Consider the following 24103-nt stretch of genomic DNA (forward strand, 5'->3'; position numbering starts at 1 on the left):
CAAAACGTCGAACAGGCCCGCAAAAAGGACAAAGGGCGCCGGCCTGACGACCAGCGCCCCTCAGGGGCTCGACGCCGGGAAGATCAGCCCGCCATCAGCTCGTCGAACGGCAGGGCCTTGTCCACAACCTTGGCTTTGCCCAGCACGAAGTCGGTGACGTTGTTTTCGATCACCACGCCTTCGACTTCGGCCATGCGCGAACGGTCGCTCAGGTACCAGCGCATCACCTCAGCCGGCTTTTCGTAGCTCTGCGACATCTCTTCGATGTGGGCTTGCAGCTGCTCGGGCTTGGCATTCAGGTTGTTGGCGCGAACCAGTTCACCGACCACCAGGCCCAGGCGCACGCGGCGCTCGGCTTGCTCTTTGAAGATTTCGCGCGGGATCGGTGCCTTGTCGGCGTCCTTGATGCCGCGCTTCTTCAGGTCGGCACGGGCGTTTTCGATCATGCGATCGCATTCGCCCTCGACCAGCGCCTGCGGCACATCGAGTTCGGCCGACTTGACCAGCGCATCCATCACGGCCGACTTGTTGCGGGCCAGCACGCGGAACTTCACTTCGCGTTCGAGGTTGCGCTTGATGTCGGCGCGCAGTGCTTCGACCGTGCCGTCGGGAATGCCCAGGCCCTTGGCGAAGGATTCGTTCACTTCGGGCAGGTTCTGCGCTTCGATCTTGTTCAGCGTGACCAGGAAGTCGGCTTCTTTGCCGGCCACGTCTTTGCCGTGGTAGTCGGCCGGAAACTGCAGCGGGAAAGTCTTCGACTCGCCGGTCTTCATGCCGCGCACGGCCTTCTCGAAGGCCTCGAGCATCTGGCCTTCACCGAGGACGAACTGGAAGCCTTCGGCCTTGCCGCCCTCGAAGGGCACGCCGTCGATCTTGCCTTCGAAGTCGATGGTGACGCGGTCGCCATCGGCGGCGGCTTCGGCCGCAGGCCGCTGCGCGAAGGTGCGGCGCTGCTTGCGCAGGATGTCGAGCGTCTTGTCGATGGCCTCTTCGGTCACCTCGGTCGAGACACGTTCGACTTCGGCGGTGCTCAGGTCGCCGAGCTTGACCTCGGGGTAGACCTCGAAGACCGCGTCAAAAGCGACCTGGCCTTCCGGGGCGCCTTCTTTTTCGGTGATACGGGGGGCGCCAGCGACACGCAGCTTGGCTTCGCTGGTGGCTTGCTCGAAGGCCTGGCCGACCTTGTCGTTCATGACTTCGTAGTGCACCGAGTAGCCATAGCGCTGCGACACCACGCTCATGGGCACCTTGCCCGGGCGGAAGCCGTCGGCCTTCACGGTGCGGGCCAGACGCTTCAGACGCGACTCGACTTCGTTCTTGATGGTGTCGGCGGCGAGCGTCAGCGTGATGCGGCGTTCGAGCTTCTCGAGGGTTTCAACAGTGACAGCCATGATTCTTTGGACTCTCTGGTTTTGTGTTGCTGGTGCGCGGGGGGGGACTCGAACCCCCACACCATCGCTGGCGTCAGGACCTAAACCTGGTGCGTCTACCAATTTCGCCACCCGCGCGGGCAACCTGCAATGACAAGGGGAAGCCGAAGCTTCCCCCTGGGGCGATCCGGTAAACCCAAGATTTTAGCCGCTAGTCGCCAGGCTTCCAGCCGGCACGCCCCCTGTTTTTCCCTCGGCTGAGGCGGCTTCGTCTTCCGGACGCTTCACGCGGAACCACGCGGCATACATGGCCGGCAGCGCCAGCAGCGTGAGCACGGTGGCGACGATCAGGCCGCCCATGATGGCCACGGCCATCGGCCCCCAGAACACGCTGCGCGACAGCGGGATCATCGCCAGCACCGCCGCCGCCGCCGTCAGGATGATCGGGCGGCAGCGCCGCACGGCCGCCTCGACCACCGCCGTCCAGGTCGGCACGCCACGCTCGCGGTCCTGCTCGATCTGGTCGAGCAGGATCACCGAGTTGCGGATGATCATCCCCAGCAGCGCGATCACGCCCAGCAGCGCCACGAAGCCGAACGGCCGGTTCAGCAGCAGCAAGGCCCCCGCCACGCCGGCGATGCCCCAGATGCCGGTGATGAAGGCCAGCACCGAGCGGCTGAAGCTGTGCAGTTGCAGCATCAGCAGCGTGAACATGATGAACAGCGCGATCGGCAGACCCACCGCGATCGAGCCCTGCCCCTTGCTGCTTTCTTCGACCGCGCCGGCCACGTCGATGCGGTAGCCCGGCGGCATCTTGGCGCGGATGGGGTCGAACAGCGGGTTGAGCTGTGCCGAGACCGTCGCCCCCTGCAGGCCCTCGACGATGTCGCCCTGCACCGTGGCGGCGTAGTCGCGGCCCTCGCGCCACAGCACGCCCGGCTCCCAGCTGAAGCTCGCGCGCGCCACCTGAGACAGCGGCACGCTGCGGCCGCTGGCCGTGGGCACGTAAGCGTTGGCCAGATCGGTGATGGCGTCTTGCTCATTGGGGGGCACGCGCAGCACGATGTCGATCAGCTTGTCGCCGTCTCGGTACTGGCCGACCGTGCTGCCCAGCGTGTTGATGCGCGAAGCCTGCGCGATGGACTGACTCGACACGCCCAGCGCACGCGCCTTGTCCTGGTCCACTTCGAGGCGCAGCACCTTGACCGACTCGTTCCAGTTGTCGTTGACGCCACGCATGTTGGGGTTGTTGCGCATCAGCGCCTTCACCTCGTCGGCATACAGGCGCACCTGGGCCGGGTCGGTGCCGACGACGCGGAACTGCACCGGGTACGGCACCGGCGGCCCGTTGGGCAGCAGCTTGGCGCGCGCCCGCACCTCGGGAAACTCGGTCGCCATCAGCTCGGGCAACTGGTGCCGCAGGCGTTCGCGGGCTGCCATGTCCTTGGGCATGACGATCAGCTCACTGACGTTGCTCTGCGGAAAGATCTGGTCGAGCACCAGGGCAAAGCGCGGCACACCGCTGCCCACCCAGGTGGTGACGTTGTCCACACCTTCGAGCTGCATCAACCGTGCCTCGACACGCTTCGTCACCGCCTCATTGGCCTCGAACGATGAGCCTTCGGGGAACCAAACGTTCACCAGCACTTCGAGGCGGCTCGAATCGGGGAAGAACTGGTTCTGCACCTTGCCCATGCCGAACAGGCCGAGCAGCAGCGTGCCGATGGTCAGCGCGATGGTGATCCAGCGGTGCTGCACGCACCAATCGACCACCCGGCGAAAGCGCGAGTAGAACGGCGTGTCGAACAGCTCGTGCGGCTGGTCGTCGGCATGCGGCTTGGTCTTGAGCAGCAAGGTGCCGAGGTAAGGCACGAAGTAGACCGACACCAGCCACGAGATGACCAGCGCCGCCGCCGTGACGGCAAAGATCGCGTAGGTGTACTCACCCACCGACGACTTCGCTAGGCCGATGGGCAGGAAACCCACCGCCGTGATGAGCGTGCCGGTCAGCATGGGCATCGCGGTGGCTTCGTACGCGAAGGTCGCGGCGCGCACCTTGTCGTAGCCCTCTTCGAGCTTTCGCACCATCATCTCGACGGCGATGATCGCGTCGTCCACCAGCAGGCCGAGCGCGATGATCAGCGAGCCGAGCGAGATCTTGTGCAGCCCGACGCCCCAGTAGTACATGGTGACGAAGGTGATCGCCAGCACCAGCGGAATGGTGATGCCCACCACCGCCCCCGGACGCCAGTCGAGCGTGTAGCTGAAGCGGCCACCGCCTGGTTTCTTGTGCAGCCCAAGCGCCACAAAGCTCACGACCAGCACGATGAGCACCGCCTCGATCAGCACCGCGATGAACTCGCCCACCGAGCGTTGCACCACGCTCGACTGGTTCTGGAACTGCTTCAGCTCGATGCCCACGGGCAGGTCGGCGCGGATCTTCGTGGTCGCGGACTGCAACGACTTGCCCAGCTCGACGATGTCGCCGCCCTTGGCCATCGAAATACCCAGCGCCAGAACCTCTTGCCCCTGGTGGCGCACCTTCACCTGCGGTGGGTCCACATAGGCGCGCTTCACCTCGGCGATGTCACCCAGCTTGAAGCTGTTGCCGCCCGCGCGGATGCGGAAGTTCGCCAGCTCATCGACCGTGTTGAACTGCCCGCCCACGCGCACCTGCACGAAGTCGGTCGGCGAGCGCAGCACGCCAGCCGATTCGACCGCGTTCTGCTGGCCGATCTGCGCGAGCACCTGGTTGAAGTCGAGCCCGAGTTGCGCCAGCCGCTTGGGCGACACGTGGATGTAGACCTTCTCGTCCTGCGCGCCGAAGATCTCGACCTTGTTGACGTCTTTCACCTTCAGCAGTTGCTGGCGCACGCGGTCGGCGTGGCTCTTCAGCTCTTCGTAGCTGAAGCCGTCGCTGCTCAACGCGAAGATCGAGCCGTACACGTCGCCGAACTCGTCGTTGAAGAAGGGCCCGACCACGCCGCCCGGCAGCGTGCCGCGCACGTCGCCCATCTTCTTGCGCACCGTGTACCAGATCTGCTGCATCTCTTTCGGCGGCGACGAGTCCTTCACCTGAAAGAGGATGAGCGTCTCGCCCGGCTTCGAGTAGCTGCGGATCTTGTCGGCGTAAGGCACCTCTTGCAGCGTCTTCTCGATCTTGTCGGTGACCTGGTCGGCCATCTGCTGCGCCGTGGCACCCGGCCAGTAGGCACGGATCGCCATCGCGCGGAAGGTGAACGGCGGGTCTTCGTCCTGCCCCAGCTGGAAGTACGCCACCGCGCCCAGCAGCATCAGCACGACCAGCAGGTAGCGGGTGAGCGCCGGGTGTTCGAGTGCCCAGCGCGAGATATTGAAGCGCGCCCCGTCGCGCGCTGCGGGGGTGGCAGCGGTGTTCATGGCGGCCTCGCTCACTTGACGGCCACCGGCGTGCTGCTGGCCAGCGTGGGCTTGGCGCCCGGCTCGGCGTAGAGCTTGACCTTCTGCCCCGGCGTGAGCACGTGCACGCCCGCGGTCACGATGACCTGGCCGGCGGTGAGGCCCGAGCGCAGCACCACGTCATTGCCATGCCCGCCGGCGATGTCCACGCGCTGCGGCTGCACGGTCATGCTGGCCTTGTCGAGCACCCACACCACGGTCTGGCCCTGCTCTTCCTTCAGCGCCGAAAGCGGCAGCTTGGTCACGCCCTGCGTGGTGGGCGCCTCGACCAGCACCGTGGCCGTCTGCCCAAGGCGCACTTGCGCGGCCGTCTTGCCGTTGCCGATGTCGGCCTTGACGAGGAAGGTGCGCGTCACCGGGTCGGCCGCCGCGGCGATCTCGCGGATGGTCGCGGGCAGCGTGGCGCCGTCTTGTCCCCACAGCCGCACCTTGAAGCGATCAGGCTGCGTGGCGATGGCCTTGATCAGGCCGACCTTGTCCTCGGGCACAGCGAACACCACGTCACGCGGGCCGTCGTGCGCGAGGCGCAGCACGGGCGCGCCGGATGCGACCACCATGCCCGGCTCGGCATCGATGCCGGTGATGACGCCGCTCGCGTCAGCCACCAGGGTCGAGTAACCCGCCTGGTTGCCCTGCACGCTGGCCTGGGCACGCGCCTGGTCGAGCTGGGCTTGCGCCGACTTGAGCGCGGTCTCGCGGCGTTCGAGTTCGGCCGAGCTGATGAAGCCCTGGTCACGCAGCTCTTTGAAGCGCTTGAAGTCAGCGGCGACTTGGTCGAAGTTGGCCTGGGCCGCCCCGAGGCTGGCGCGCGCGGCGTCTTGCCCGAGCTTCAGGTCTTGCGGGTCGAGTTGCGCCAGCACCTGGCCCGCCTTGACCGCATCGCCCAGGTCCGCCGAACGACGCACGAGCTTGCCGCCCACCCGAAACCCCAGGCGCGATTCGGTGCGGGCCCGCACCTCGCCGGCGTACTCGTAGCGGCCACCGGCCGATTCGGGCGCGATGGTCATCGCGCGCACCGCGCGGACGGGCTCGGGCGCGGGTTCAGAACGTGAGCACGCGGCCAAGGCGGCCGCACAAACCAGGGCGAGGATGAAGGGTGTGCGCATGGGGCTCTCTCGGAGCAAGGGCGTTTTCGATCCGACGCGCCAACCGGGCGCCGGGCACAACTGACTGACCGGTCAGTAATGTATTCGTCGCCCAAATGCCTTGTCAAACCACTTTTGCGCGTCGCAGCAGCAAATTCGCGCACGGCGCATGCAGCGACAATGCGCGCCTTGTCCGCTTGAGCCTCGCCGCGCCGCATGAGCGTCGATCACTACGAGAACTTCCCTGTCGCTTCGGTCTTGTGCCCGCCCGCGCTGCGGCCGGCGGTCGCGGCCATCTACGGCTTCGCGCGCACGGCCGACGACCTGGCCGACGAGGGCGAGGCCTCGCCCGACGAGCGCCGGGCCGACCTGCTGGCCTACCGCGCCGAACTGCACGCGGTGGCCGCCGGGCAAGCGCCCGCGCCACGCTGGGCCGCCGTCTTCGGCCCCCTGCAGCGCAGCCTGGCGAAGCACCGCCTGCCCGTGCCCTTGCTCGACGACCTGCTCGACGCGTTTCTGCAAGACCTCACCCAGCACCGCTACACCGACCGCGCCGAGCTGCTCGACTACTGCCGGCGCTCGGCCAACCCGGTGGGGCGCCTGCTGCTGCACCTGTACGGCGTGACGGGCAGCGACGCGCTGCGCCAGTCCGACGCCATCTGCACCGCGCTGCAACTGGCCAACTTCTGGCAAGACCTGAGCGTGGACACGCGCCGGGGCCGGCTGTACATCCCGCTGGCCGATTGCGCCCGCGCCGGGGTCGCGCCCGAGGCCGTGCTCGCCGGGCAAGACTCGCCCGCGCTGCGCGCCCTGGTGGCCGAGCTGGTCGGCTGGACGCGCGAACTGATGCGCAGCGGCGCGCCGCTCGTCCACGCCCTGCCCGGCCGCGCCGGCTGGGAACTTCGCTTCGTGGTGCAAGGCGGGCTGCGCATCCTCGACCGCATCGAACGACTCGGCTTCGCCACGCTGGGCCAACGCCCGACCCTGAACGCCTTCGACCTCGCCCCGATGGCCTGGCGCGCGCTGCGCATGCGCCGCGCACCCGCCGCCACGCTGCACGAGGCCCGCCCATGACGCCTGAGCAATACGTGCAAGACAAGGCCGCGAAAAGCGGTTCGAGCTTCTACTACGCGTTCCTGTTTCTGCCGCCGCCGCGCCGTGCGGCGATCACGGCCTTCTATGCCTTCTGCCGCGAGGTGGACGACATCGTCGATGACATGCTCGACCCGAGCGTAGCCGCCAACAAGCTCGCGTGGTGGCGCAAAGAAGTCGCCAGCGCCTTCGCCGGCGACCCCAGCCACCCGGTGATGCGCGCGCTGCGCCCGCACGTGGCCACGTACAACATCCGCGCCGAGCACCTGTACGCCGTGATCGACGGCTGCCAGATGGACCTCGACCAGTCGCGCTACCTCGACTTCCCGGGCCTGGCGCGCTACTGCCACCTGGTGGCCGGCGTGGTCGGCGAGGTGGCGGCCAGCATCTTCGGCGCCACGCACGACAACACGCTGAAGTACGCGCACAAGCTCGGCCTGGCGATGCAGCTCACCAACATCATTCGCGACGTGGGCGACGACGCGCGGCGCGGCCGCATCTACCTGCCGGTGGCCGAGTTGCAGCAGTTCGAGGTGAAAGCGCACGAGTTGCTCAAACGCACCAAGCCCTTCGGCTACAGCAGCCGCTTCACGGCGCTGATGCGCTTTCAGGCCGAACGCGCCCACGCGCTCTACGACGAGGCCTTCGCGCTGCTGCCCGAGGCCGACCGCCAGGCGCAAAAGCCCGGGCTGATGATGGCCAACATCTACCGCACGCTGCTGCGCGAAATCGAAGCCGGCGGCTTTCAGGTGCTGCACCAGCGCGTGTCGCTCACGCCGCTGCGCAAGCTCTGGATCGCCCTGCGCACGCACGTCCGGGGCCGTTGATGGCCGGCGGCGCCAGGTACATCGCCGTGGTCGGCGGCGGCTGGGCGGGGCTGGCCGCCGCGGTCGAAGCGGTGCGCCGCGGTCACCGCGTCACCCTCTACGAGATGGCACCCCAGCTCGGCGGCCGGGCCCGCGAAGTCAATGGCGACGGCCTGGCGCTCGACAACGGCCAGCACATCCTGATCGGCGCCTACACGCACACGCTCGCCTTGATGCGCCACGTGGGCGCGAAGCCCGACGAACTGCTGCTGCGCATGCCGCTGCGCGTGGTCTACCCCGATGGCAGCGGGCTGCAGTTGCCGCCCGGCGCGCCCCTGCCCGCCTTCGCCCGCGCGGTGCTGGGCAGCCGGGGCTGGTCGTGGCGCGACAAGCTCGGCCTGCTGAGCGCTGCCACCGGCTGGGCGCTGCGCGGCTTTCGCTGCGAGGCCTCGCGGACGGTCGAATCGCTGATCAACAAGATGCCACGCCGCGTGCGCGACGAACTGCTCGACCCGCTGTGCGTGGCCGCGCTCAACACGCCAGCCCCGCAGGCCAGCGCACGCGTGTTCTTGCGCGTGCTGAAAGACGCCCTCTTCTCGGGCCCCGGCTCGGCCGACCTGCTGCTGCCGCGCGTGCGGCTCAGCGCGCTGTGGCCGCAGCCGGCGGCGCAGTGGCTCGCCGCGCAGGGCGCGACGCTGCACCTCACACGCCGCGTCAACGCCATCACCCGCAGCGCGCACGGCTGGCAGGTCGATGGCGAAGAGGCCGATGGTGTCGTGCTCGCCTGCTCGGCCAGCGAAGCCGCTCGGCTGGCGGCGCCCCATGCGCCGGCATGGTCGTCGCGGGCCCAGGCGTTTCGCTACGAGCCCATCGTCACCGTGTACGTGCGCAGTGCCGGCACGCGGCTGCCCCTGCCGATGCTCGCGCTGCGGGCCGATGGCGAATCGCCCGCGCAGTTCGTGTTCGACCTGTCGGCGCTGGGCGGGCCGGCCGACACGCTGGCCTTCGTCGTCAGCGGCGCGGCCGCTTGGTCGGCGCAAGGCGCCGAGGCCGTCGGCCTCGCCACGCTGCGGCAGGCCCGCGCCGCACTCGCCCCGCACCTGGCCGCACCACCCGAGGTGCTGCGGGTCATCACCGAAAAGCGGGCGACCTTCCTGTGCACGCCGGGGCTGGACCGTCCGCCGATCCGCATCGCGCCGGGCCTGGCTGCGGCGGGTGACCACGTCGCAGGGCCCTACCCGGCCACGCTCGAAGGCGCGATGCGGGCGGGCACGGCGGCCATCGAGGCCTTGACCGCCGGCTGAACGGCGCGGATCGACGCGTCCCGCCCGCCGCGCCGGCAGACCGAAAAGGGCGATCCCGGGATGCGCCAACTGTTTTCGCCATACAAAAATTGGTGGAACTCAGTGAAAATCCGGTCCCATGAAGAGCAAAGAGAGCCAGACCCCCGCCATCCAGGTGCTCGAACGCATGTTCGCGCTGCTCGACCTGCTGGCCTCGCACCAGGACCCGGTCTCGCTCAAGCTCATCAGCGAACAGGCGGGGCTGCACCCGTCCACCGCCCACCGCATCCTCAACGACCTGACGCTCGGCCGCTACGTGGACCGCCCCGAGGCCGGCAGCTACCGCCTCGGCATGCGGCTGCTGGAGCTGGGCAACCTCGTGAAGGCGCGGCTCGACGTGCGCGACGCAGCACTCGGCCCGATGCGCGAGCTGCACAAGATCACCCACCAGCCGGTGAACCTGTCCATGCGCCAGGGCGATGAGATCGTCTACATCGAACGCACCTACAGCGAACGCTCGGGCATGCAGGTGGTTCGGGCCGTCGGGGGCCGCGCGCCCTTGCACCTCACCTCGGTCGGCAAGCTCTTTCTCGCGCAAGACGACCCGCAGCGCGTGCGCGCCTACGCCACGCGCACCGGGCTGGCCGGCCACACCAAGAACAGCATCACCGAGCTCGCCGCACTCGAACGCGAGCTGGGCCGCGTCGCCCAATCGGGCATCGCGCGCGACGACGAAGAGCTCGAACTCGGCGTGCGCTGCATGGCGGCCAGCATCCTCGACGACCAGGGCAAGCTGGTGGCCGGCTTGTCGATCTCGGCACCGGCCGACCGGCTCGAAGAAGCGTGGATGGACCGCCTCAAGTCCACGGCCGCGCAGATCTCGGCCGCACTCGGGCACCGCGGCTGAGGCTGTCGCGCCCCGCCACAAAGCAAGAAGCCCGGCAATGCCGGGCTTCTTGCTTTGTGGGCCGGGGGGCCCGCGTCAGGACGTGACCTTGGGCTCGCCGCCGTGCACCTGGGTCGGCACGACCGAAGGCACCACCATGGTCTCGTTCAGCCAGCGGCGCACGCGTTCGGCGTCACCGATCCGCGAGTAGCGCCCCGTCGAATCCAGAAACACCATGATCAGCTTGCGGCCGGCCATGCGGGCCTGCATCACGAGACAACGGCCGGCTTCCGAGATGTAGCCCGTCTTCTGCAGGCCGATGTCCCACTCGGGGCTGCGCACCAGGCCGTTGGTGTTGCGGTACTGCAGCTGCCGCTGGCCGACGGCCACTTGGTATTCGTGCGAGGTGGACAGCTCGCGGATGATGCGGTGCGCATAGGCCGCGTTGACCAGCGTGGCCAGGTCACGCGCGCTGGATTGGTTGCGGCTCGACAGACCGGTCGGCTCGACAAAACGCGTGTCGCGCATGCCCAGCTCGACGGCCTTTTGATTCATCGCCGCAGCGAAAGCCGGCAAGCCGCCCGGGTAATGACGGCCTAGTGCGTGTGCGGCGCGGTTTTCGGACGACATCAGCGCGAGGTGCAGCATCTCTTCGCGGGTGAGTTGCGTGCCCACCTGCAGGCGCGAGCTGCTGCCCTTTTCGGTGTCCACGTCGTCTTGGCTGACCGTCAGCATTTCGTGCAGCGGCAGTTGGGCTTCAGTCACGACCAACGCCGTCATCAGCTTGGTCAGCGAGGCAATGGGCAGCACCGCTTGCGGGTTCTTGCTGAACAGCACTTCGTTGGTGTCTTGGTCGATCACCAGGGCCACGCTCGACTTCAGTTCGAGCGGGTCCACCGTTTCGTGCAAGCCGAAGGCCTGGCCAAAAGACGGACGCGGCGGGTCGATGTGAACGGGGGCACGTGTGCGCAGCACCACGCGGCGGCCGCCGCGCTGAACCACCACACGCTTGGACACGACCGACTTCGAGGGGGACAAGGCCCGCAGCGCCTTGGTCGGCTTCACCGCCTTCTTCGAGGCACGAACGGTGCTGGTGGCCACGGGCCGCTTCTTGGCGGATTTTTGCTTGCTGACAGCCGCGCCGGCGGCCATGGGCAAGGCCAGCGCCACAACAAGGGCGAGCAGCGACGGGAGGCGCAACACGGAAGACACGTGGCTCAGAAACGACACAACAACCCCCTAACTCTCGGTGCGGCCGAGTGTAGGTCAAAGAAAAAAGGCGCGCAAGATCAAAAACTTACGCGCCTTTTCTCAACCTGGGTGCCAGGTTGAGAGCGGGGTTTTCAGTGGTCAGCCCTGGGCCGCCACGCGCTCGTTTTTGCTGTGCAGTTTGTTCAGTGCAGAGAGGTAGGCCTTGGCCGAGGCGACCACGATGTCCGGGTCGGCCCCCACGCCGTTGACCACCCGACCGCCATGTTGCAGACGAACGGTGACCTCACCTTGAGATTCTGTGCTTCCCGTGGTAATGGCATTCACCGAATAGAGCAGCATTTCCGCGCCACTTTGCACACGCGACTCGATGGCCTTCAGACTCGCGTCCACCGGGCCGTTGCCGTCGCTCTCGGCGTGCAGCTCTTCGCTGCCGGCCGCAAACGCCACCTTGGCATGGGGGCGTTCGCCCGTTTCAGAGCGCTGCGCGAGCGACAGCAGGCGGTAGTGCTCTTGCTCGGTGGTCACCGACTCGTCCATCACCAGCGCGAGGATGTCCTCGTCGAAGATGTCGCTCTTGCGGTCGGCCAGCTCTTTGAACTTGGCGAAGGCGGCGTTGATTTCGCCTTCCGATTCGAGTTCGATGCCGAGTTCTTGCAGACGCTGCTTGAAGGCGTTGCGCCCGGAAAGCTTGCCCAGCACGATCTTGTTGGCCGCCCAGCCCACGTCTTCGGCACGCATGATTTCATAGGTGTCGCGCGCCTTGAGCACGCCGTCCTGGTGAATGCCGGACGCGTGCGCGAAGGCGTTCGCGCCCACCACGGCCTTGTTCGGCTGCACCACGAAGCCGGTGGTCTGCGACACGAGGCGCGAAGCCGGCACGATCTGCGTCGTGTCGATGCCCACGTCGAGCCCGAAGTAGTCGCGCCGCGTGCGCACGGCCATCACCACCTCTTCGAGCGAGCAGTTGCCAGCACGCTCGCCCAGGCCATTGATCGTGCATTCGACCTGGCGTGCGCCACCGATCTTCACACCCGCGAGCGAGTTGGCGACCGCCATGCCCAGGTCGTTGTGGCAATGCACCGACCAGATGGCCTTGTCGGAGTTGGGAATGCGCTCGCGCAGGTTGCGGATGAAGTCGCCGTACAGCTCCGGGATCGCATACCCGACGGTGTCGGGGATGTTGATCGTGGTGACGCCCTCGGCAATGACGGCTTCGAGCACGCGGCACAGGAAGTCCGGGTCCGAGCGGTAGCCGTCTTCGGGCGAGAACTCGATGTCGGCCATCAGGTTGCGGGCGAAGCGCGCCGAGAGCCTCGCCTGCTCGAAGACCTGGTCGGGCGTCATGCGCAGCTTCTTCTCCATGTGCAACGCGCTGGTGGCAAGAAAGAAGTGGATACGCGTCGAGTTGCCGCCGGCCAGGGCCTCGGCCGCCCGCGAGATGTCGCGGTCGTTGGCGCGGGCCAGCGAGCAGACGGTGCTGTCCTTGATCGCGTTGGCGATGGCCTTGACGGCTTCGAAGTCGCCGTTGGACGAGGCCGCAAACCCCGCTTCGATCACGTCCACCTTCAGGCGTTCGAGCTGGCGCGCGATGCGCAGCTTTTCGTCGCGGGTCATGGAGGCGCCGGGCGACTGTTCGCCGTCGCGCAAGGTGGTGTCGAAGATGATGAGCTTGTCGGTCATGGTGGGGCTCCTGTGTTCGTGGGCAGAGGTCGTGGTCGTGTGGCGTCAGGGCGGGTCAAAGACGCCGCGGCAGACGACCTAGCTCGGCCATGTCTCCATCGTTGCCTCGGTCGCGCCGCGCCGGGGTTGGCCGGCGATCGGTGCGTGCGACGCTTGTTTTCAGGATGGGTTGCTTCGACATGATGATGACTCCGTCAGAGACATGTTCGCAACCTGCATTCCAAAATCAAACGGCCCGCTGCAGGTTGCATACGGGCCGTTGGATGATGCGCAAACGCGTAGACGTGAACGATCAGCGAGCCCGTGGGTCTCCCAGTAGCGCTAGCGTGATCGTGGACGCGGAATACATGGCGGCGAATATAGCACGCAGGTTTCAGCGCAATCAGCGATGAAGGCCCTCTTCATCCGGCTCATCCATCGATGTGGCGATCACGCTGACGGGGCGACCCTTCATGCGCTTCCAGACGTAGACGCCATAGCCCGACAGGCCATAGAAGCAGAACAGCGCAAACAGCACGAGCGGCGGGTGCAGGGTGATCAACGCAATCGCCAGCGCAATCGCCACGATCACGATGAAGGGCACCGAGCGCTTGAAGCTCACATCCTTGAAGCTGTAGAACGGAATGTTCGTGACCATCGTGAGGCCGGCGTAGAGCGTGAAAGCGAACGCCGTCCATTCGAGCCAGGGGCCTTCGGCCCGACCCCGGTAGCCGTAGTCGTCCATCAGCCAGATGAAGCCCATCACCAGTGCCGCCGCCGCCGGGCTGGGCAGGCCCTGGAAGAACCGCTTGTCCACCACGGCGAGATTGGTGTTGAAGCGCGCAAGGCGCAGCGCGGCACAGGCGCAGTACACGAAGGCGGCAATCCAACCGAGCTTGTCGAGCCCGCGCAAAGCCCATTCGTAAACAATGAGCGCCGGCGCAGCACCAAAAGACACCATGTCGGACAGGCTGTCCATCTGTTCGCCGAAGGTGCTCTGCGTGTTGGTCATGCGCGCGACGCGGCCATCGAGGCTGTCGAGCACCATGGCGCAGAAGATGCCGATGGCCGCCTGCTCGAAGCGGCCGTTCATCGCCATCACGATGCCGTAGAAACCGCCGAACAGCGCCGCCAACGTGAAGAGGTTGGGCAGGATGTAGATGCCCTTGCGTCGCGGGCGGCGCGGCGCGTCGTCGAGATCGGCGTCGGGCAGGTCGTCGATGGGAACAGGCACGAGGGGCTGGGGTTCGTTCATCGGGCGAGGATAGCGCAGGGGTGGAGGGCAAAACGGCTGGAACCAGCCCGGATCGCGCCACGGAAAAGAGGACGGACGCCTCCAAGAAACAACGGCCGAAAAAAAGGCCGCGAGGTTGCCCCGGCGGCCCTTTGACAGCGCAAGCGCCGATCAGTTCTTCGACTGGTCGACCAGGCGGTTCTTCTTGATCCACGGCATCATCGCGCGCAGCTGTTCGCCGACTTGCTCGATGGGGTGTTCGGCCGTCAGGCGGCGGCGCGACAGCAGCGTCGGCGCACCGGCCTTGTTCTCGAGGATGAAGCTCTTGGCGTATTCGCCGGTCTGGATGTCCTTCAAGCACTGGCGCATCGCGTTCTTCGTCGCCTCGGTCACGACCTTCGGGCCGGTGACGTACTCGCCGTACTCGGCGTTGTTCGAGATCGAGTAGTTCATGTTGGCGATGCCGCCTTCATAGATCAGGTCGACGATCAGCTTCAGCTCGTGCAGGCACTCGAAGTAGGCCATCTCGGGCGCGTAACCAGCTTCGGTCAGCGTCTCGAAACCGGCCTTGATCAGCTCGACGGCACCGCCGCACAGCACGGCTTGTTCGCCGAACAGGTCGGTTTCGGTTTCTTCGCGGAAGTTGGTTTCGATGATGCCGGCCTTGCCGCCGCCGTTGGCCGCCGCGTAGCTCAGGGCCAGGTCACGCGCCTTGCCGGTCTTGTCGGCATGCACGGCGATCAGGTGCGGCACGCCGCCGCCTTGGGCGTAGGTGCCTCGCACGGTGTGGCCCGGGGCCTTGGGGGCGACCATCCAGACGTCGAGGTCGGCACGCGGCACGACCTGGCCGTAGTGCACGTTGAAGCCGTGGGCGAACACCAGCGAAGCGCCTTGCTTGATGTTGGGCTCGACTTCCTTGCTGTAGACGCTGGCGATCTGCTCGTCGGGCAGCAGGATCATGACCACGTCGGCCGACTTCACGGCATCGGCGATCTCGGCGACCTTCAGGCCGGCGTTCTCGGCCTTGCTCCACGAAGCGCCGCCACGGCGCAGGCCGACGGTGACCTTCACGCCGCTGTCGTTCAGGTTTTGCGCGTGGGCGTGGCCTTGCGAGCCGTAGCCGATGATCGTGACGTTCTTGCCCTTGATCAGGCTGAGGTCAGCGTCCTTGTCGTAGTAAACCTTCATCGTTCTCTCCAAAAAAATCTGTCGGGGGGTCGGTCGGGCAGCGAGCAGGCTCGCCGGTCGCGCAAGGGTTGCGCGTCGTGGATGGATCGGTCAGACGCGCAGGATGCGCTCGCCACGGCCGATGCCGCTGGCGCCGGTGCGGACGGTCTCGAGGATGGCCGCGCGGTCGATGGCTTCGAGGAAGGCGTCCAGCTTGCCGCTGTCGCCGGTGAGTTCAATCGTGTAGCTCTTCTCGGTCACGTCGATGATGCGGCCACGGAAGATGTCGGCCATGCGCTTCATCTCTTCGCGCTCTTTGCCGACGGCACGCACCTTGATGAGCATGAGCTCACGTTCGGTGTAGCTGCCTTCGGTCAGGTCGACGACCTTCACGACTTCGATCAGGCGGTTCAGGTGCTTGGTGATTTGCTCGATCACGTCGTCGCTGCCGCTGGTCACGATGGTCATGCGCGAAAGCGACGAGTCTTCGGTCGTGGCGACCGTGAGGCTTTCGATGTTGTAGCCGCGGGCCGAGAACAAGGCGACCACGCGAGAGAGTGCGCCAGGCTCGTTCTCGAGCAACAGGGCAATGATGTGTTTCATGGTGGTTTCAGCGCGTTCTTCAGGCCGACGGCGGTAACCGGCGGCCCTTGGCGGCACTGCTCAATCAGGTGAAGTGAATGGGCCGAAGCAGTTCGGGGCATTCCGTGGCGGGTGAGCGGCGCACGGTAACGCGCCACCTCGTCGCCACGTTCAGCGCGTCACAGGTCTTCGGACCCCAGCAGCATTTCGGAAATGCCCTTGCCCGCCTGCACCATCGGCCAGACGTTCTCGGTCGGGTCGGTGCGCACGTCCAGGAAGACGGTGCGGTCCTTGAGCTTCATCGCTTCGCGCAGCGCCGGCTCGACGTCGGCCGGGCTCTCGATCTTCAGGCCGACGTGGCCATAGGCCTCGGCGAGCTTCACGAAGTCGGGCAGCGCGTCCATGTAGCTGTGCGAGTAGCGCCCGCCGTAATCGAGCTGCTGCCACTGGCGCACCATGCCCAGGTAGCGGTTGTTGAGCGAGATGATCTTGACCGGCGTCTTGTACTGGAAGCAGGTCGAGAGCTCCTGGATGCACATCTGGATCGAGCCCTCACCGGTGATGCAGAACACGTCCGCGTCAGGCTTGGCGAGCTTGATGCCCATCGCGTAAGGCAGGCCCACGCCCATCGTGCCGAGGCCGCCAGAGTTGATCCAACGGCGCGGTTCGTCGAAGCGGTAGTACTGCGCGGCCCACATCTGGTGCTGGCCCACGTCCGACGTGATGTAAGTGTCGGTGCCCTTGGTCATTTCCCAGAGCTTCTCGACCACGTACTGCGGCTTGATGACCTCGGAGCTGTTCTTGTAGACCAGGCACTCGCGCTTGCGCCATTCGTTGATCTGGCTCCACCAGGCCGACAGAGCGTTGGCGTCGGGCTTGGCTTGCGCTTCCTTGATCTGCGCGATCAGCTCCTGCAGCACGTCCTTCACGTCGCCCACGATGGGGATGTCGACCTTCACGCGCTTCGAGATCGACGAGGGGTCGATGTCCACGTGGATGATCTTGCGTTCGACCGAGGCGAAGTGCTTCGGGTTGCCGATCACGCGGTCGTCGAAGCGCGCACCCACGGCGATCAGAACGTCGCAGTTCTGCATCGTCATGTTGGCTTCGTACGTGCCGTGCATGCCCAGCATGCCCAGGAACTTCGGATCGCTCGACGGGAACGCGCCCAAGCCCATCAGCGTGTTCGTGACGGGGTAGCCCAGCAGGTTGGCGAGTTCGCGCAACTCGGCCGACGCGTTGCCGAGGATGACACCGCCGCCCGTGTAGATGTACGGCCGCTTGGCTTGCAGCAGCAACTGCACGGCCTTGCGGATCTGCCCGCCGTGGCCCTTGCGGACGGGGTTGTACGAGCGCATCTCCACCGTCTCGGGGTAGTGGAACGCGGTGCGGTTGAGCGAAACGTCCTTCGGGATGTCGACCACGACCGGGCCGGGACGGCCGGTGCGGGCGATGTGGAAGGCTTTCTTGAGCGTCAGCGCCAGGTCCTTCACGTCCTTCACGAGGAAGTTGTGCTTCACGATGGGACGCGTGATGCCGACCGTGTCGCACTCTTGGAAGGCATCGAGGCCGATGGCGGGCGTGGGCACCTGGCCGGTGATGATCACCATCGGGATCGAGTCCATGTAGGCGGTCGCGATACCGGTGATGGCATTCGTGACACCCGGGCCCGAGGTGACGAGAGCGACGCCCACGTCGCCCGTGGCGCGCGCATAACCGTCGGCCGCGTGAACGGCCGCCTGCTCGTGGCGCACGAGCACGTGCTCGATGGTGTTTTGCTTGTAGAGCGCGTCGTAGATATACAAGACCGCACCGCCGGGATAGCCCCAGAGGAACTTGACGTTCTCAGCCTGGAGGCAGCGGACGAGGATCTCGGAGCCGTTCGGCTCGTCGGAGGCTTGGGGGGATTGCGGCTGCGCCGTGGCGGCGCGTTTGATTTCCGCGGCAGACATGTCCATATTGAACCTTTGTGAATTTCTCTAACGAAAATCCATTGGTGCACCTCTTCGCGCCCTCGTGAGGCGGATGTGGTACCTGCGGCGATCTGATGACGAGGGGGCCAGGTCGGCCGTCCTCGCAAAGACCCACTGTGTTTTGCAAAGAGGCGGGATTATGGCATCGCTCGGCGGATGAACCAAGAAATGCGGCGGTGCCGCACGAGCCCGGGTGCCATAATCCCGCCCGCTTTGGATCGGCCGACCGCGGCCCCCTCGTTTTGGCTTCTGAAAAAGAACTTTCCGACTTCCTGAAAAGTGTCGAGAAGCGCGCCTTCAAGCGTGCGTTCTATGCCGTTCGGGACGACGAAGCAGCGCTGGACATCGTGCAGGACACGATGATCCGCCTGGCCGAGAAATACGCTGACCGGCCCGTGGCCGAGCTGGCACTGATCTTCCACCGCATCCTGTCCAACGCGACGATGGACTGGTTCAGGCGGCAAAAGGTCAAAAACGCCGTCGTTCGCAACTTTTCCGACTACGAAGGCTCGGACGAGGACGGCGATTTCGACTTGCTGGAAACTCTGACCGCCCAATCCGAGTCATCTGCCACGGAAAGCGCGGCAGATTCGTTTTCGCGGGCGCAGATACTGCTTCAGATCGATTCGGCGGTCGCTCAGTTGCCTACGCGTCAACGCGAGGCCTTTTTGCTGCGTTACTGGGAGGAACTCGACGTCGCCGAAACCGCCGCCGTCATGGGTTGCTCGGAAGGCAGCGTCAAGACGCACTGCTCACGCGCGGTGCAGGCTTTGGCGTCGGTCCTGAAGGCAAGGGGAATATCGCTATGAACAAGAACGACACGACGACCACGGCGCGCCAGGATGCGATCCAGGCGCGCTTTGCGCTGCGCCTGACCGCCGGCCTGACCGAGCAGTCGGACCAGTTGTCACCGGACATCTCCGAGCGCCTGCGCCATGCACGCGAGCAGGCGCTCGCGCGGGCCCGGGTCAAACAGGCGGCGCCTGCCCGGGCCGGCAAGGTCAACGGGTCCGAACGAGGCGGCACCACGCTCACCCTGGGGGGGCCCGATGACGCGCCGCGCTGGACCAAGCTCGCCGTGCTGTTGCCGCTGCTCGCGCTGATCGCCGGCCTCCTGTTCATTCAGCACTGGCACGACCGGAACCAAATTTCAGCGGCCGCCGAGATCGATGTCTCCCTGCTCGCCGACGACCTGCCACCCGACGCCTACGGCGATCCTGGTTTTCTCGAATTCCTCAAGACACCTCGGGACTGACGGTGCGCCCTGCCCTTGCATCGCCGCGTGAACGCCTCACCCTCAGCGCCCTGATCTGCGCGGCCCTGCTGCTGGGCGGGTCGCTGGTCATCGCCCCCACACCTGCCTCGGCCCAAGCCAATGTCACCGCAAACAGCGAGGGCCCCGCGTGGGTGTCACTCACGCCGGCGCAAAAGTCGGTGCTGAGCCCCCTGGCCCGTGACTGGAACCAACTCGAGCCGGCCCGCAAGGTGAAGTGGATCGAGATCGCCGACCGCTTTCCGCGCCTGCCCGCCGCCGAGCAGGCCCGCATCAAAGAACGCATGACCACCTGGGCGCGCATGACGCCCACCGAGCGCGGCCGCGCCCGGCAGAACTACCAGGACGCACAGCAGCTTTCGCCCGAGGAACGCAAGGCCCGCTGGGAGGCCTACAACGCCCTGCCCGCCGACCGCCGCCAGGAACTCGCCGAGAAAGGCTCGCAACCCGGCAGCCCGCGTGACAAGAAACGCGACGCCAATCGGTCCCCAGGCGATCGGCCGACCACCAAATCGAGCATCGTGCCCGGCGTGCCCGACGGCGCACGGCCGAAGCCGGTGGCGCCGGCTGTGACGCAAGCGCGGCCGGGTGCGACCACCAATCCCATTTCCAAGAAGCCGACGCCGCCGGTGCACCAGCAGGCCGGGCAGCCCAAGATCGCCGCCACGCCCGGCTTCGTTGACAACAGCACCTTGCTGCCCAAGCGCGGCCCGCAAGGCGCCGGCGCGCAGCAGAAACCCAAGCAGCCATGAGCGCCGTCCTCTTGCAAACGGCGGGCGCCGTCGATACGCCCAGCCTGCGCCGTCGCATGGCCTGCCTGGTTTACGAGGCGCTGATTCTTTTCGGGCTGGGCCTGATCCCCGGAGCCCTCGGCGCCCTGTTCGTGGCCTGGAGCGGCCAGCAGCACCCCCTGCAAAGCGAGGCGGCGCTGCGCGTCTACACCTTCTTCTTCTACGGCGCCTACTTCGTGTGGTTCTGGTCGAAGCGCGGCCAGACACTGCCCATGCAGACCTGGCACATCAAGCTCGTGGCCGCAGATGGCCAGACGCCTTCGGTGGCGCGTTCGGCACTGCGCTTCATCGCGGCCTGCGCGTGGTTTGCGCCAGCTGCGGCACTGTCGGCGCTCAATGGCTGGACCCGATGGGAGTCGCTGGGCGCCGTGCTCGTGGGCATCGTGGCGTATGCGCTGCTGGCGCTCTTGCACCCGCAACGCCAGTTCTGGCACGACGCGCTCTGCGGCACGCGCCTGGTGACGCACCGCCCCACACTCACCGGCACCCGCGACTGAACGCAGGTGGGCACGCGGCACAATCGCCGCCCATGACCAATCCACTCAAAGGGCGCACCGGCATTGGCCGGGTCATCCGCGCCACCGGCTACTCGTTCGAGGGCCTGCGCACCGCGTTCAAGGGCGAGAGCGCCTTCCGCCAGGAAACCTGCCTCGCCGTGGTCCTGATCCCGGCAGCCTTCTGGCTCGGGCAAAGCTGGGTCGAGGTCGGCCTGTTGGCCGGCTCGGTGCTGCTGGTGATGATCGTCGAGCTACTCAACTCGGGCATCGAGGCCGCCATCGACCGCGTGTCGTTCGAAATGCACGACCTCTCGAAGCGCGCGAAAGACCTGGCCAGCGCAGCCGTCTTCCTGTCGCTGGTGCTGTGCGGCAGCCTGTGGCTGGCCGCCCTGTGGCATCGTTTCGGACCGCTGGCGGCCGCGTGAGCCCCGAGCCTCGGCCATGAAAAAAGCCCGCAGCAGCGGGCTTTTGTTCGTGTGCGGGGGATGCGTCAGACCGCGGCTTCGTCGGTCTCGCCGGTGCGGATGCGCACGACCTGCTCGACCGGGGTGACGAAGATCTTGCCGTCGCCGATCTTGCCGGTCTTGGCGGCCTTGACGATGGCTTCGATGCAGCGGTCCACGTCGCCGTCCTTGACCACCACCTCGACTTTCACCTTGGGCAAAAAGTCGACCACGTATTCAGCGCCACGGTACAGCTCGGTGTGGCCCTTCTGGCGGCCGAAGCCCTTGACCTCGGTGACGGTAAGGCCGGTCACGCCCACTTCGGCAAGCGCCTCGCGCACTTCTTCGAGCTTGAAGGGTTTCACGATCGCGGTGATCTGTTTCATGGCGTGGTGCTCCAGAGGGGAAAACTGAGCGCTAGTTTACTTAGGCGCGAAACTTCGAGGTGATGGGATAACGCCAATCCCGACCGAAGGCCCGGTGCGTGATGCGGATGCCCACCGGAGCCTGCCGGCGCTTGTATTCGTTGATCTTGATGAGGCGCGTGACGCGCTCGACGTCGGCCGGCGCAAAACCATCGGCCAACAGTTGCTCGATGCTTTCGTCCTCTTCCATGTAGCGCTGCAGGATCGCGTCGAGCACCTCGTAGGGCGGCAGGCTGTCCTGGTCTTTCTGGTCGGGGCGCAACTCCGCCGACGGCGGCCGCGTGATGATGCGTTCGGGGATGACCGCTTGCCCACCCTGCCGCAGGGCTTGTTCGTTGCGCCACGTCGCCAGGCGGTAGACCAGGGTCTTGGCCACGTCCTTGATGACGGCGAAGCCACCGGCCATGTCGCCATAAAGCGTGCAGTAGCCCGTGGCCATTTCGCTCTTGTTGCCGGTGGTCAGCACGATGGAGCCGAACTTGTTCGACAAGGCCATCAGCAAGGTGCCACGGATGCGCGCCTGGATGTTCTCTTCGGTCGCGTCTTCTTTCAGGCCCTTGAACTCACCGGCGAGGCTTTGCTTGAAGGCGTCGAACTCGGGCACGATCGAGATCTCGTCGTAGCGCACGCCCAGGCGTTCGGCCATGTCGCGGGCGTCGATCCAGCTGATGTCGGCCGTGTAGGGCGACGGCATCATCACCGTGCGCACCTTGTCGGCACCGAGCGCATCCACCGCGACCGCCAGCACCAGGGCCGAGTCGATGCCGCCGCTCAGGCCGATGAGCGCACCGGGAAAGCCGTTCTTGCCGATGTAGTCGCGCACGCCGGTGACGAGCGCGCCCCAGGCCTGGGCTTCGATCGACGGCTCATCGACCAGCGCACCCTGCACCTGGCCGTCGGCCCCCACCTCGACCAGCGCCAGCGCGTCGGCAAACATCGGCGCCCGCGCCTTCACCGTGCCGCGCGCATCGACCGCGAACGATGCGCCGTCGAAGACGACCTCGTCTTGCCCGCCGGTCAGGTGTGCGTACAGCACCGGCATGTTCAGGTCGAGTGCACGGGAGGCCATGCGCGCCTCTCGCTCGGTCAGCTTGCCCAGGTGAAAGGGCGAGGCGTTCAGCACGCACAGCACCTGCGCCCCGGCGGCCTTGGCGCTGCGCCCCGGCTCGTCGAACCACGCGTCTTCGCAGATGCCCAGGCCGAAGGCCAGGCCCTCGACCTCGAACACCACCGGGCCGAAGCCCGCGTCGCGCCCCGAGACGAAGTAGCGCCGCTCGTCGAACACCTGGTAGTTGGGCAGCTCGCGCTTGCAGTACGTGGCCGCCACGCGCCCGGCGGTCAGCACCGAGGCCGCGTTGTAGCGCTGGTGCACACGGTGCGAACGCGTCCGGATGTCGCCCTGGCCCTCGGCCTGGTGCGGGTGGCCCACCACCACGTGCAGCCCCGGCAGGTCGGCCAGTTGTTGCGCACAATCGGCCAGCGCGTCGGCGCAGGCCTGCATGAAGGCGGGGCGCAGCAGCAGGTCTTCGGGTGGATAGCCGCACAGCCCCAGCTCGGGCGTGAGCACCAGGCGTGCACCTTGCTCGTGGGCCTTGCGAGCCAGCGTGACGATCTGGCGCACGTTGCCGGCGAGGTCGCCCACCGTGGCGTTGAACTGCGCGAGCGCGACGGTGACCCGTGCACCCTGAACCCTTGATTGCGATGGCATAGACGTGTGAAAGAAGACTCAGCGAAAAATTATGTCATTCGGGTTCTCGACGACCCGGGCTTGATCGATGCGGCGGCATGGAATGCCCTGCTCGACGCGCAGCCCTCGGCCACGCCCTTCATGCGCCACGAATACCTGCTGGCGCTGCACGCCTCGGCCAGCGCCACGGGCGAGACGGGCTGGATGCCGCAGTTCCTCGTCGCCACCCTCGATGACGCGCTGGTCGCGGCCTGCCCGCTGTACCTCAAGAGCCATTCGTACGGCGAGTACGTGTTCGACTGGGCCTGGGCCGACGCCTACCAGCGCCACGGCCTGCGCTACTACCCCAAGCTGCTCGGCGCCGTGCCCTTCACGCCGGTGCCCGGCCCTCGCCTGCTGGCACGCGACGCCGCCGCGCGGCTGGCCTTGCTCGATGCGATGACGCAGATCGCCCGCAGCGCGAAGCTCTCGTCCGCGCACCTGTTGTTCTTGGACGAGGCCGACCAGGCCGCCGCCCAGACCGCCGGCTGGATGTTGCGCAGCACGGTGCAGTTTCATTGGCTCAACCGCAGGCCCGAACCCTACGCCGACTTCGCCGACTTTCTGGCCGGCCTGCAACGCGAGAAGCGCAAGAAGATCCAGCAAGAGCGCCGCCGCGTGCTCGACGCGGGCGTCACGTTCAGTGCCCTCGAAGGCCCAGCGATCACCGACGACGACTGGGACTTCTTTTACCGCTGCTACACCCTCACCTACCAGGCGCACCACTCGACGCCCTACCTCACGCGCGACTTCTTCGCGCGCATGGCCACAGCCATGCCCGAGAACTGGCTGCTCTTCATCGCGTGGAAGGATGGCCGGCGCATCGCTGCGTCGCTGATCGGCATCGACCCGGCGCGCGGGCATGCCTTCGGCCGCTACTGGGGCGCGACCGAGCACGTGAACTGCCTGCACTTCGACGCCTGCTATTACCAGCCGCTCGACTGGTGCATCGCCCACGGCTACCGCCGCTTCGAAGGCGGTGCGCAGGGCGAGCACAAGATGGCGCGCGGGCTGCTGCCGGTGCAGACGTGGTCGGCCCACTGGCTGTCGGACGCGCGCTTCGCCCACGCGGTGGCCGACTTCCTGGAACGCGAGGGCGAGGGCATGTCGGCCTACGTCGACGAGCTGCGCGAGCGCTCGCCGTTCAAGCCCGCCGGTTGA

Annotated in this window: 21 protein-coding genes and 1 tRNA gene; 10 read left to right on the plus strand and 12 right to left on the minus strand. The window is 66.6% G+C overall.

Annotation, left to right across the window (positions count from 1 at the left end; genetic code table 11):
- Positions 1–83: 83 nt before the first annotated feature.
- The 4 genes from tig to AC1KAT_RS15435 all read right to left on the minus strand — a co-directional run bounded on the left by tig (position 84) and on the right by AC1KAT_RS15435 (position 5914).
- Entirely contained in the window at positions 84–1391 is a 1308-nt protein-coding gene (tig, locus tag AC1KAT_RS15420) for a trigger factor (protein WP_480327480.1), read from the minus strand.
- 30 nt (positions 1392–1421) lie between these two features.
- Positions 1422–1508, minus strand: a tRNA-Leu gene (locus AC1KAT_RS15425).
- A 66-nt stretch (positions 1509–1574) separates the two neighbouring features.
- Positions 1575–4769 (minus strand): efflux RND transporter permease subunit, encoded by a 3195-nt coding sequence (locus tag AC1KAT_RS15430; protein ID WP_480327482.1) that lies wholly within the window; start codon positions 4767–4769, stop codon positions 1575–1577.
- An 11-nt stretch (positions 4770–4780) separates the two neighbouring features.
- Complete coding sequence (locus tag AC1KAT_RS15435; RefSeq protein ID WP_480327483.1) at positions 4781–5914, minus strand: efflux RND transporter periplasmic adaptor subunit; 1134 nt, start codon at positions 5912–5914, stop codon at positions 4781–4783.
- Positions 5915–6109: 195 nt separating this feature from the next.
- On the opposite strand from AC1KAT_RS15435, the gene hpnC reads away from it, so the two are divergent.
- The 4 genes from hpnC to AC1KAT_RS15455 all read left to right on the plus strand — a co-directional run bounded on the left by hpnC (position 6110) and on the right by AC1KAT_RS15455 (position 9981).
- Positions 6110–6967 carry a squalene synthase HpnC gene (gene hpnC, locus AC1KAT_RS15440; RefSeq protein ID WP_480327485.1) on the plus strand — a complete coding sequence of 286 codons (858 nt, stop codon included), beginning with the start codon at positions 6110–6112 and terminating at the stop codon, positions 6965–6967.
- Positions 6964–7812 (plus strand): presqualene diphosphate synthase HpnD, encoded by an 849-nt coding sequence (gene hpnD / locus AC1KAT_RS15445; RefSeq protein ID WP_480327487.1) that lies wholly within the window; start codon positions 6964–6966, stop codon positions 7810–7812. Before hpnC ends, hpnD begins: the two co-directional genes overlap by 4 nt.
- The gene (gene hpnE / locus AC1KAT_RS15450; protein ID WP_480327489.1) at positions 7812–9095 is read left to right on the plus strand and encodes a hydroxysqualene dehydroxylase HpnE; all 1284 of its coding nucleotides are present in this window, start codon (positions 7812–7814) and stop codon (positions 9093–9095) included. The genes hpnD and hpnE overlap by 1 nt, the downstream gene beginning before the upstream one ends.
- A 118-nt stretch (positions 9096–9213) precedes the next feature.
- Complete coding sequence (locus AC1KAT_RS15455; RefSeq protein WP_480327491.1) at positions 9214–9981, plus strand: IclR family transcriptional regulator; 768 nt, start codon at positions 9214–9216, stop codon at positions 9979–9981.
- A 75-nt stretch (positions 9982–10056) separates the two neighbouring features.
- On the opposite strand, the gene pbpG is transcribed toward AC1KAT_RS15455, so the two are convergent.
- From pbpG to AC1KAT_RS15485, 6 genes are all read right to left on the minus strand, one after another.
- Positions 10057–11112 (minus strand): D-alanyl-D-alanine endopeptidase, encoded by a 1056-nt coding sequence (pbpG, locus tag AC1KAT_RS15460; RefSeq protein WP_480327785.1) that lies wholly within the window; start codon positions 11110–11112, stop codon positions 10057–10059.
- A gap of 198 nt (positions 11113–11310) precedes the next feature.
- A complete protein-coding gene (locus AC1KAT_RS15465) occupies positions 11311–12852 on the minus strand; it encodes a 2-isopropylmalate synthase (RefSeq protein WP_480327493.1) in 1542 nt (513 codons plus the stop codon).
- 382 nt (positions 12853–13234) lie between these two features.
- On the minus strand, positions 13235–14086 hold the full coding sequence (pssA, locus tag AC1KAT_RS15470; RefSeq protein ID WP_480327495.1) for a CDP-diacylglycerol--serine O-phosphatidyltransferase: 852 nt from the start codon (positions 14084–14086) through the stop codon (positions 13235–13237).
- Between the two features lie 150 nt (positions 14087–14236).
- Positions 14237–15253, minus strand: a complete 1017-nt coding sequence (gene ilvC, locus AC1KAT_RS15475) for a ketol-acid reductoisomerase (protein ID WP_480327496.1) — start codon at positions 15251–15253, stop codon at positions 14237–14239.
- A gap of 90 nt (positions 15254–15343) precedes the next feature.
- A complete protein-coding gene (gene ilvN, locus AC1KAT_RS15480) occupies positions 15344–15835 on the minus strand; it encodes an acetolactate synthase small subunit (RefSeq protein ID WP_480327498.1) in 492 nt (163 codons plus the stop codon).
- A gap of 158 nt (positions 15836–15993) precedes the next feature.
- Positions 15994–17772 (minus strand): acetolactate synthase 3 catalytic subunit, encoded by a 1779-nt coding sequence (locus AC1KAT_RS15485; protein WP_480327500.1) that lies wholly within the window; start codon positions 17770–17772, stop codon positions 15994–15996.
- A gap of 257 nt (positions 17773–18029) precedes the next feature.
- Here AC1KAT_RS15485 and AC1KAT_RS15490 point away from each other — a divergent pair, with 257 nt between their 5' ends.
- The 5 genes from AC1KAT_RS15490 to AC1KAT_RS15510 are packed head-to-tail and all read left to right on the plus strand — an operon-like array spanning position 18030 to position 20773.
- Positions 18030–18596, plus strand: a complete 567-nt coding sequence (locus AC1KAT_RS15490) for an RNA polymerase sigma factor (protein ID WP_480327787.1) — start codon at positions 18030–18032, stop codon at positions 18594–18596.
- Positions 18593–19042, plus strand: a complete 450-nt coding sequence (locus tag AC1KAT_RS15495; RefSeq protein ID WP_480327502.1) for a DUF3619 family protein — start codon at positions 18593–18595, stop codon at positions 19040–19042. The genes AC1KAT_RS15490 and AC1KAT_RS15495 overlap by 4 nt, the downstream gene beginning before the upstream one ends.
- A 2-nt stretch (positions 19043–19044) precedes the next feature.
- Positions 19045–19812: a DUF3106 domain-containing protein gene (locus tag AC1KAT_RS15500; RefSeq protein ID WP_480327504.1), complete on the plus strand. Its 768-nt coding sequence runs from the start codon at positions 19045–19047 to the stop codon at positions 19810–19812.
- Positions 19809–20348, plus strand: a complete 540-nt coding sequence (locus tag AC1KAT_RS15505) for an RDD family protein (protein WP_480327506.1) — start codon at positions 19809–19811, stop codon at positions 20346–20348. The genes AC1KAT_RS15500 and AC1KAT_RS15505 overlap by 4 nt, the downstream gene beginning before the upstream one ends.
- 32 nt (positions 20349–20380) lie before the next feature.
- On the plus strand, positions 20381–20773 hold the full coding sequence (locus tag AC1KAT_RS15510; protein WP_480327508.1) for a diacylglycerol kinase: 393 nt from the start codon (positions 20381–20383) through the stop codon (positions 20771–20773).
- A 65-nt stretch (positions 20774–20838) separates the two neighbouring features.
- On the opposite strand, the gene AC1KAT_RS15515 is transcribed toward AC1KAT_RS15510, so the two are convergent.
- Positions 20839–21177 carry a P-II family nitrogen regulator gene (locus AC1KAT_RS15515; RefSeq protein ID WP_480327510.1) on the minus strand — a complete coding sequence of 113 codons (339 nt, stop codon included), beginning with the start codon at positions 21175–21177 and terminating at the stop codon, positions 20839–20841.
- 40 nt (positions 21178–21217) lie between these two features.
- Positions 21218–22924: an NAD+ synthase gene (locus AC1KAT_RS15520; protein WP_480327512.1), complete on the minus strand. Its 1707-nt coding sequence runs from the start codon at positions 22922–22924 to the stop codon at positions 21218–21220.
- A gap of 63 nt (positions 22925–22987) precedes the next feature.
- On the opposite strand from AC1KAT_RS15520, the gene AC1KAT_RS15525 reads away from it, so the two are divergent.
- Complete coding sequence (locus AC1KAT_RS15525; RefSeq protein WP_480327789.1) at positions 22988–24103, plus strand: GNAT family N-acetyltransferase; 1116 nt, start codon at positions 22988–22990, stop codon at positions 24101–24103.

Source organism: Piscinibacter sp. PDB5-1 (genome assembly GCF_056676035.1).

Bases quoted from the DNA above. Each gene is read 5' to 3' on its own strand.
- AC1KAT_RS15465 (WP_480327493.1), bottom strand. From the start codon at position 12,852: ATGACCGACAAGCTCATCATCTTCGACACCACCTTGCGCGACGGCGAA.
- tig (WP_480327480.1), bottom strand. From the start codon at position 1,391: ATGGCTGTCACTGTTGAAACCCTCGAGAAGCTCGAACGCCGCATCACG.
- AC1KAT_RS15520 (WP_480327512.1), bottom strand. From the start codon at position 22,924: ATGCCATCGCAATCAAGGGTTCAGGGTGCACGGGTCACCGTCGCGCTC.
- pssA (WP_480327495.1), bottom strand. From the start codon at position 14,086: ATGAACGAACCCCAGCCCCTCGTGCCTGTTCCCATCGACGACCTGCCC.
- AC1KAT_RS15505 (WP_480327506.1), top strand. From the start codon at position 19,809: ATGAGCGCCGTCCTCTTGCAAACGGCGGGCGCCGTCGATACGCCCAGC.
- hpnC (WP_480327485.1), top strand. From the start codon at position 6,110: ATGAGCGTCGATCACTACGAGAACTTCCCTGTCGCTTCGGTCTTGTGC.
- AC1KAT_RS15455 (WP_480327491.1), top strand. From the start codon at position 9,214: ATGAAGAGCAAAGAGAGCCAGACCCCCGCCATCCAGGTGCTCGAACGC.
- ilvN (WP_480327498.1), bottom strand. From the start codon at position 15,835: ATGAAACACATCATTGCCCTGTTGCTCGAGAACGAGCCTGGCGCACTC.
- pbpG (WP_480327785.1), bottom strand. From the start codon at position 11,112: ATGGCCGCCGGCGCGGCTGTCAGCAAGCAAAAATCCGCCAAGAAGCGG.
- AC1KAT_RS15485 (WP_480327500.1), bottom strand. From the start codon at position 17,772: ATGGACATGTCTGCCGCGGAAATCAAACGCGCCGCCACGGCGCAGCCG.
- AC1KAT_RS15515 (WP_480327510.1), bottom strand. From the start codon at position 21,177: ATGAAACAGATCACCGCGATCGTGAAACCCTTCAAGCTCGAAGAAGTG.
- ilvC (WP_480327496.1), bottom strand. From the start codon at position 15,253: ATGAAGGTTTACTACGACAAGGACGCTGACCTCAGCCTGATCAAGGGC.
- hpnE (WP_480327489.1), top strand. From the start codon at position 7,812: ATGGCCGGCGGCGCCAGGTACATCGCCGTGGTCGGCGGCGGCTGGGCG.
- AC1KAT_RS15510 (WP_480327508.1), top strand. From the start codon at position 20,381: ATGACCAATCCACTCAAAGGGCGCACCGGCATTGGCCGGGTCATCCGC.
- AC1KAT_RS15435 (WP_480327483.1), bottom strand. From the start codon at position 5,914: ATGCGCACACCCTTCATCCTCGCCCTGGTTTGTGCGGCCGCCTTGGCC.
- AC1KAT_RS15430 (WP_480327482.1), bottom strand. From the start codon at position 4,769: ATGAACACCGCTGCCACCCCCGCAGCGCGCGACGGGGCGCGCTTCAAT.
- hpnD (WP_480327487.1), top strand. From the start codon at position 6,964: ATGACGCCTGAGCAATACGTGCAAGACAAGGCCGCGAAAAGCGGTTCG.
- AC1KAT_RS15495 (WP_480327502.1), top strand. From the start codon at position 18,593: ATGAACAAGAACGACACGACGACCACGGCGCGCCAGGATGCGATCCAG.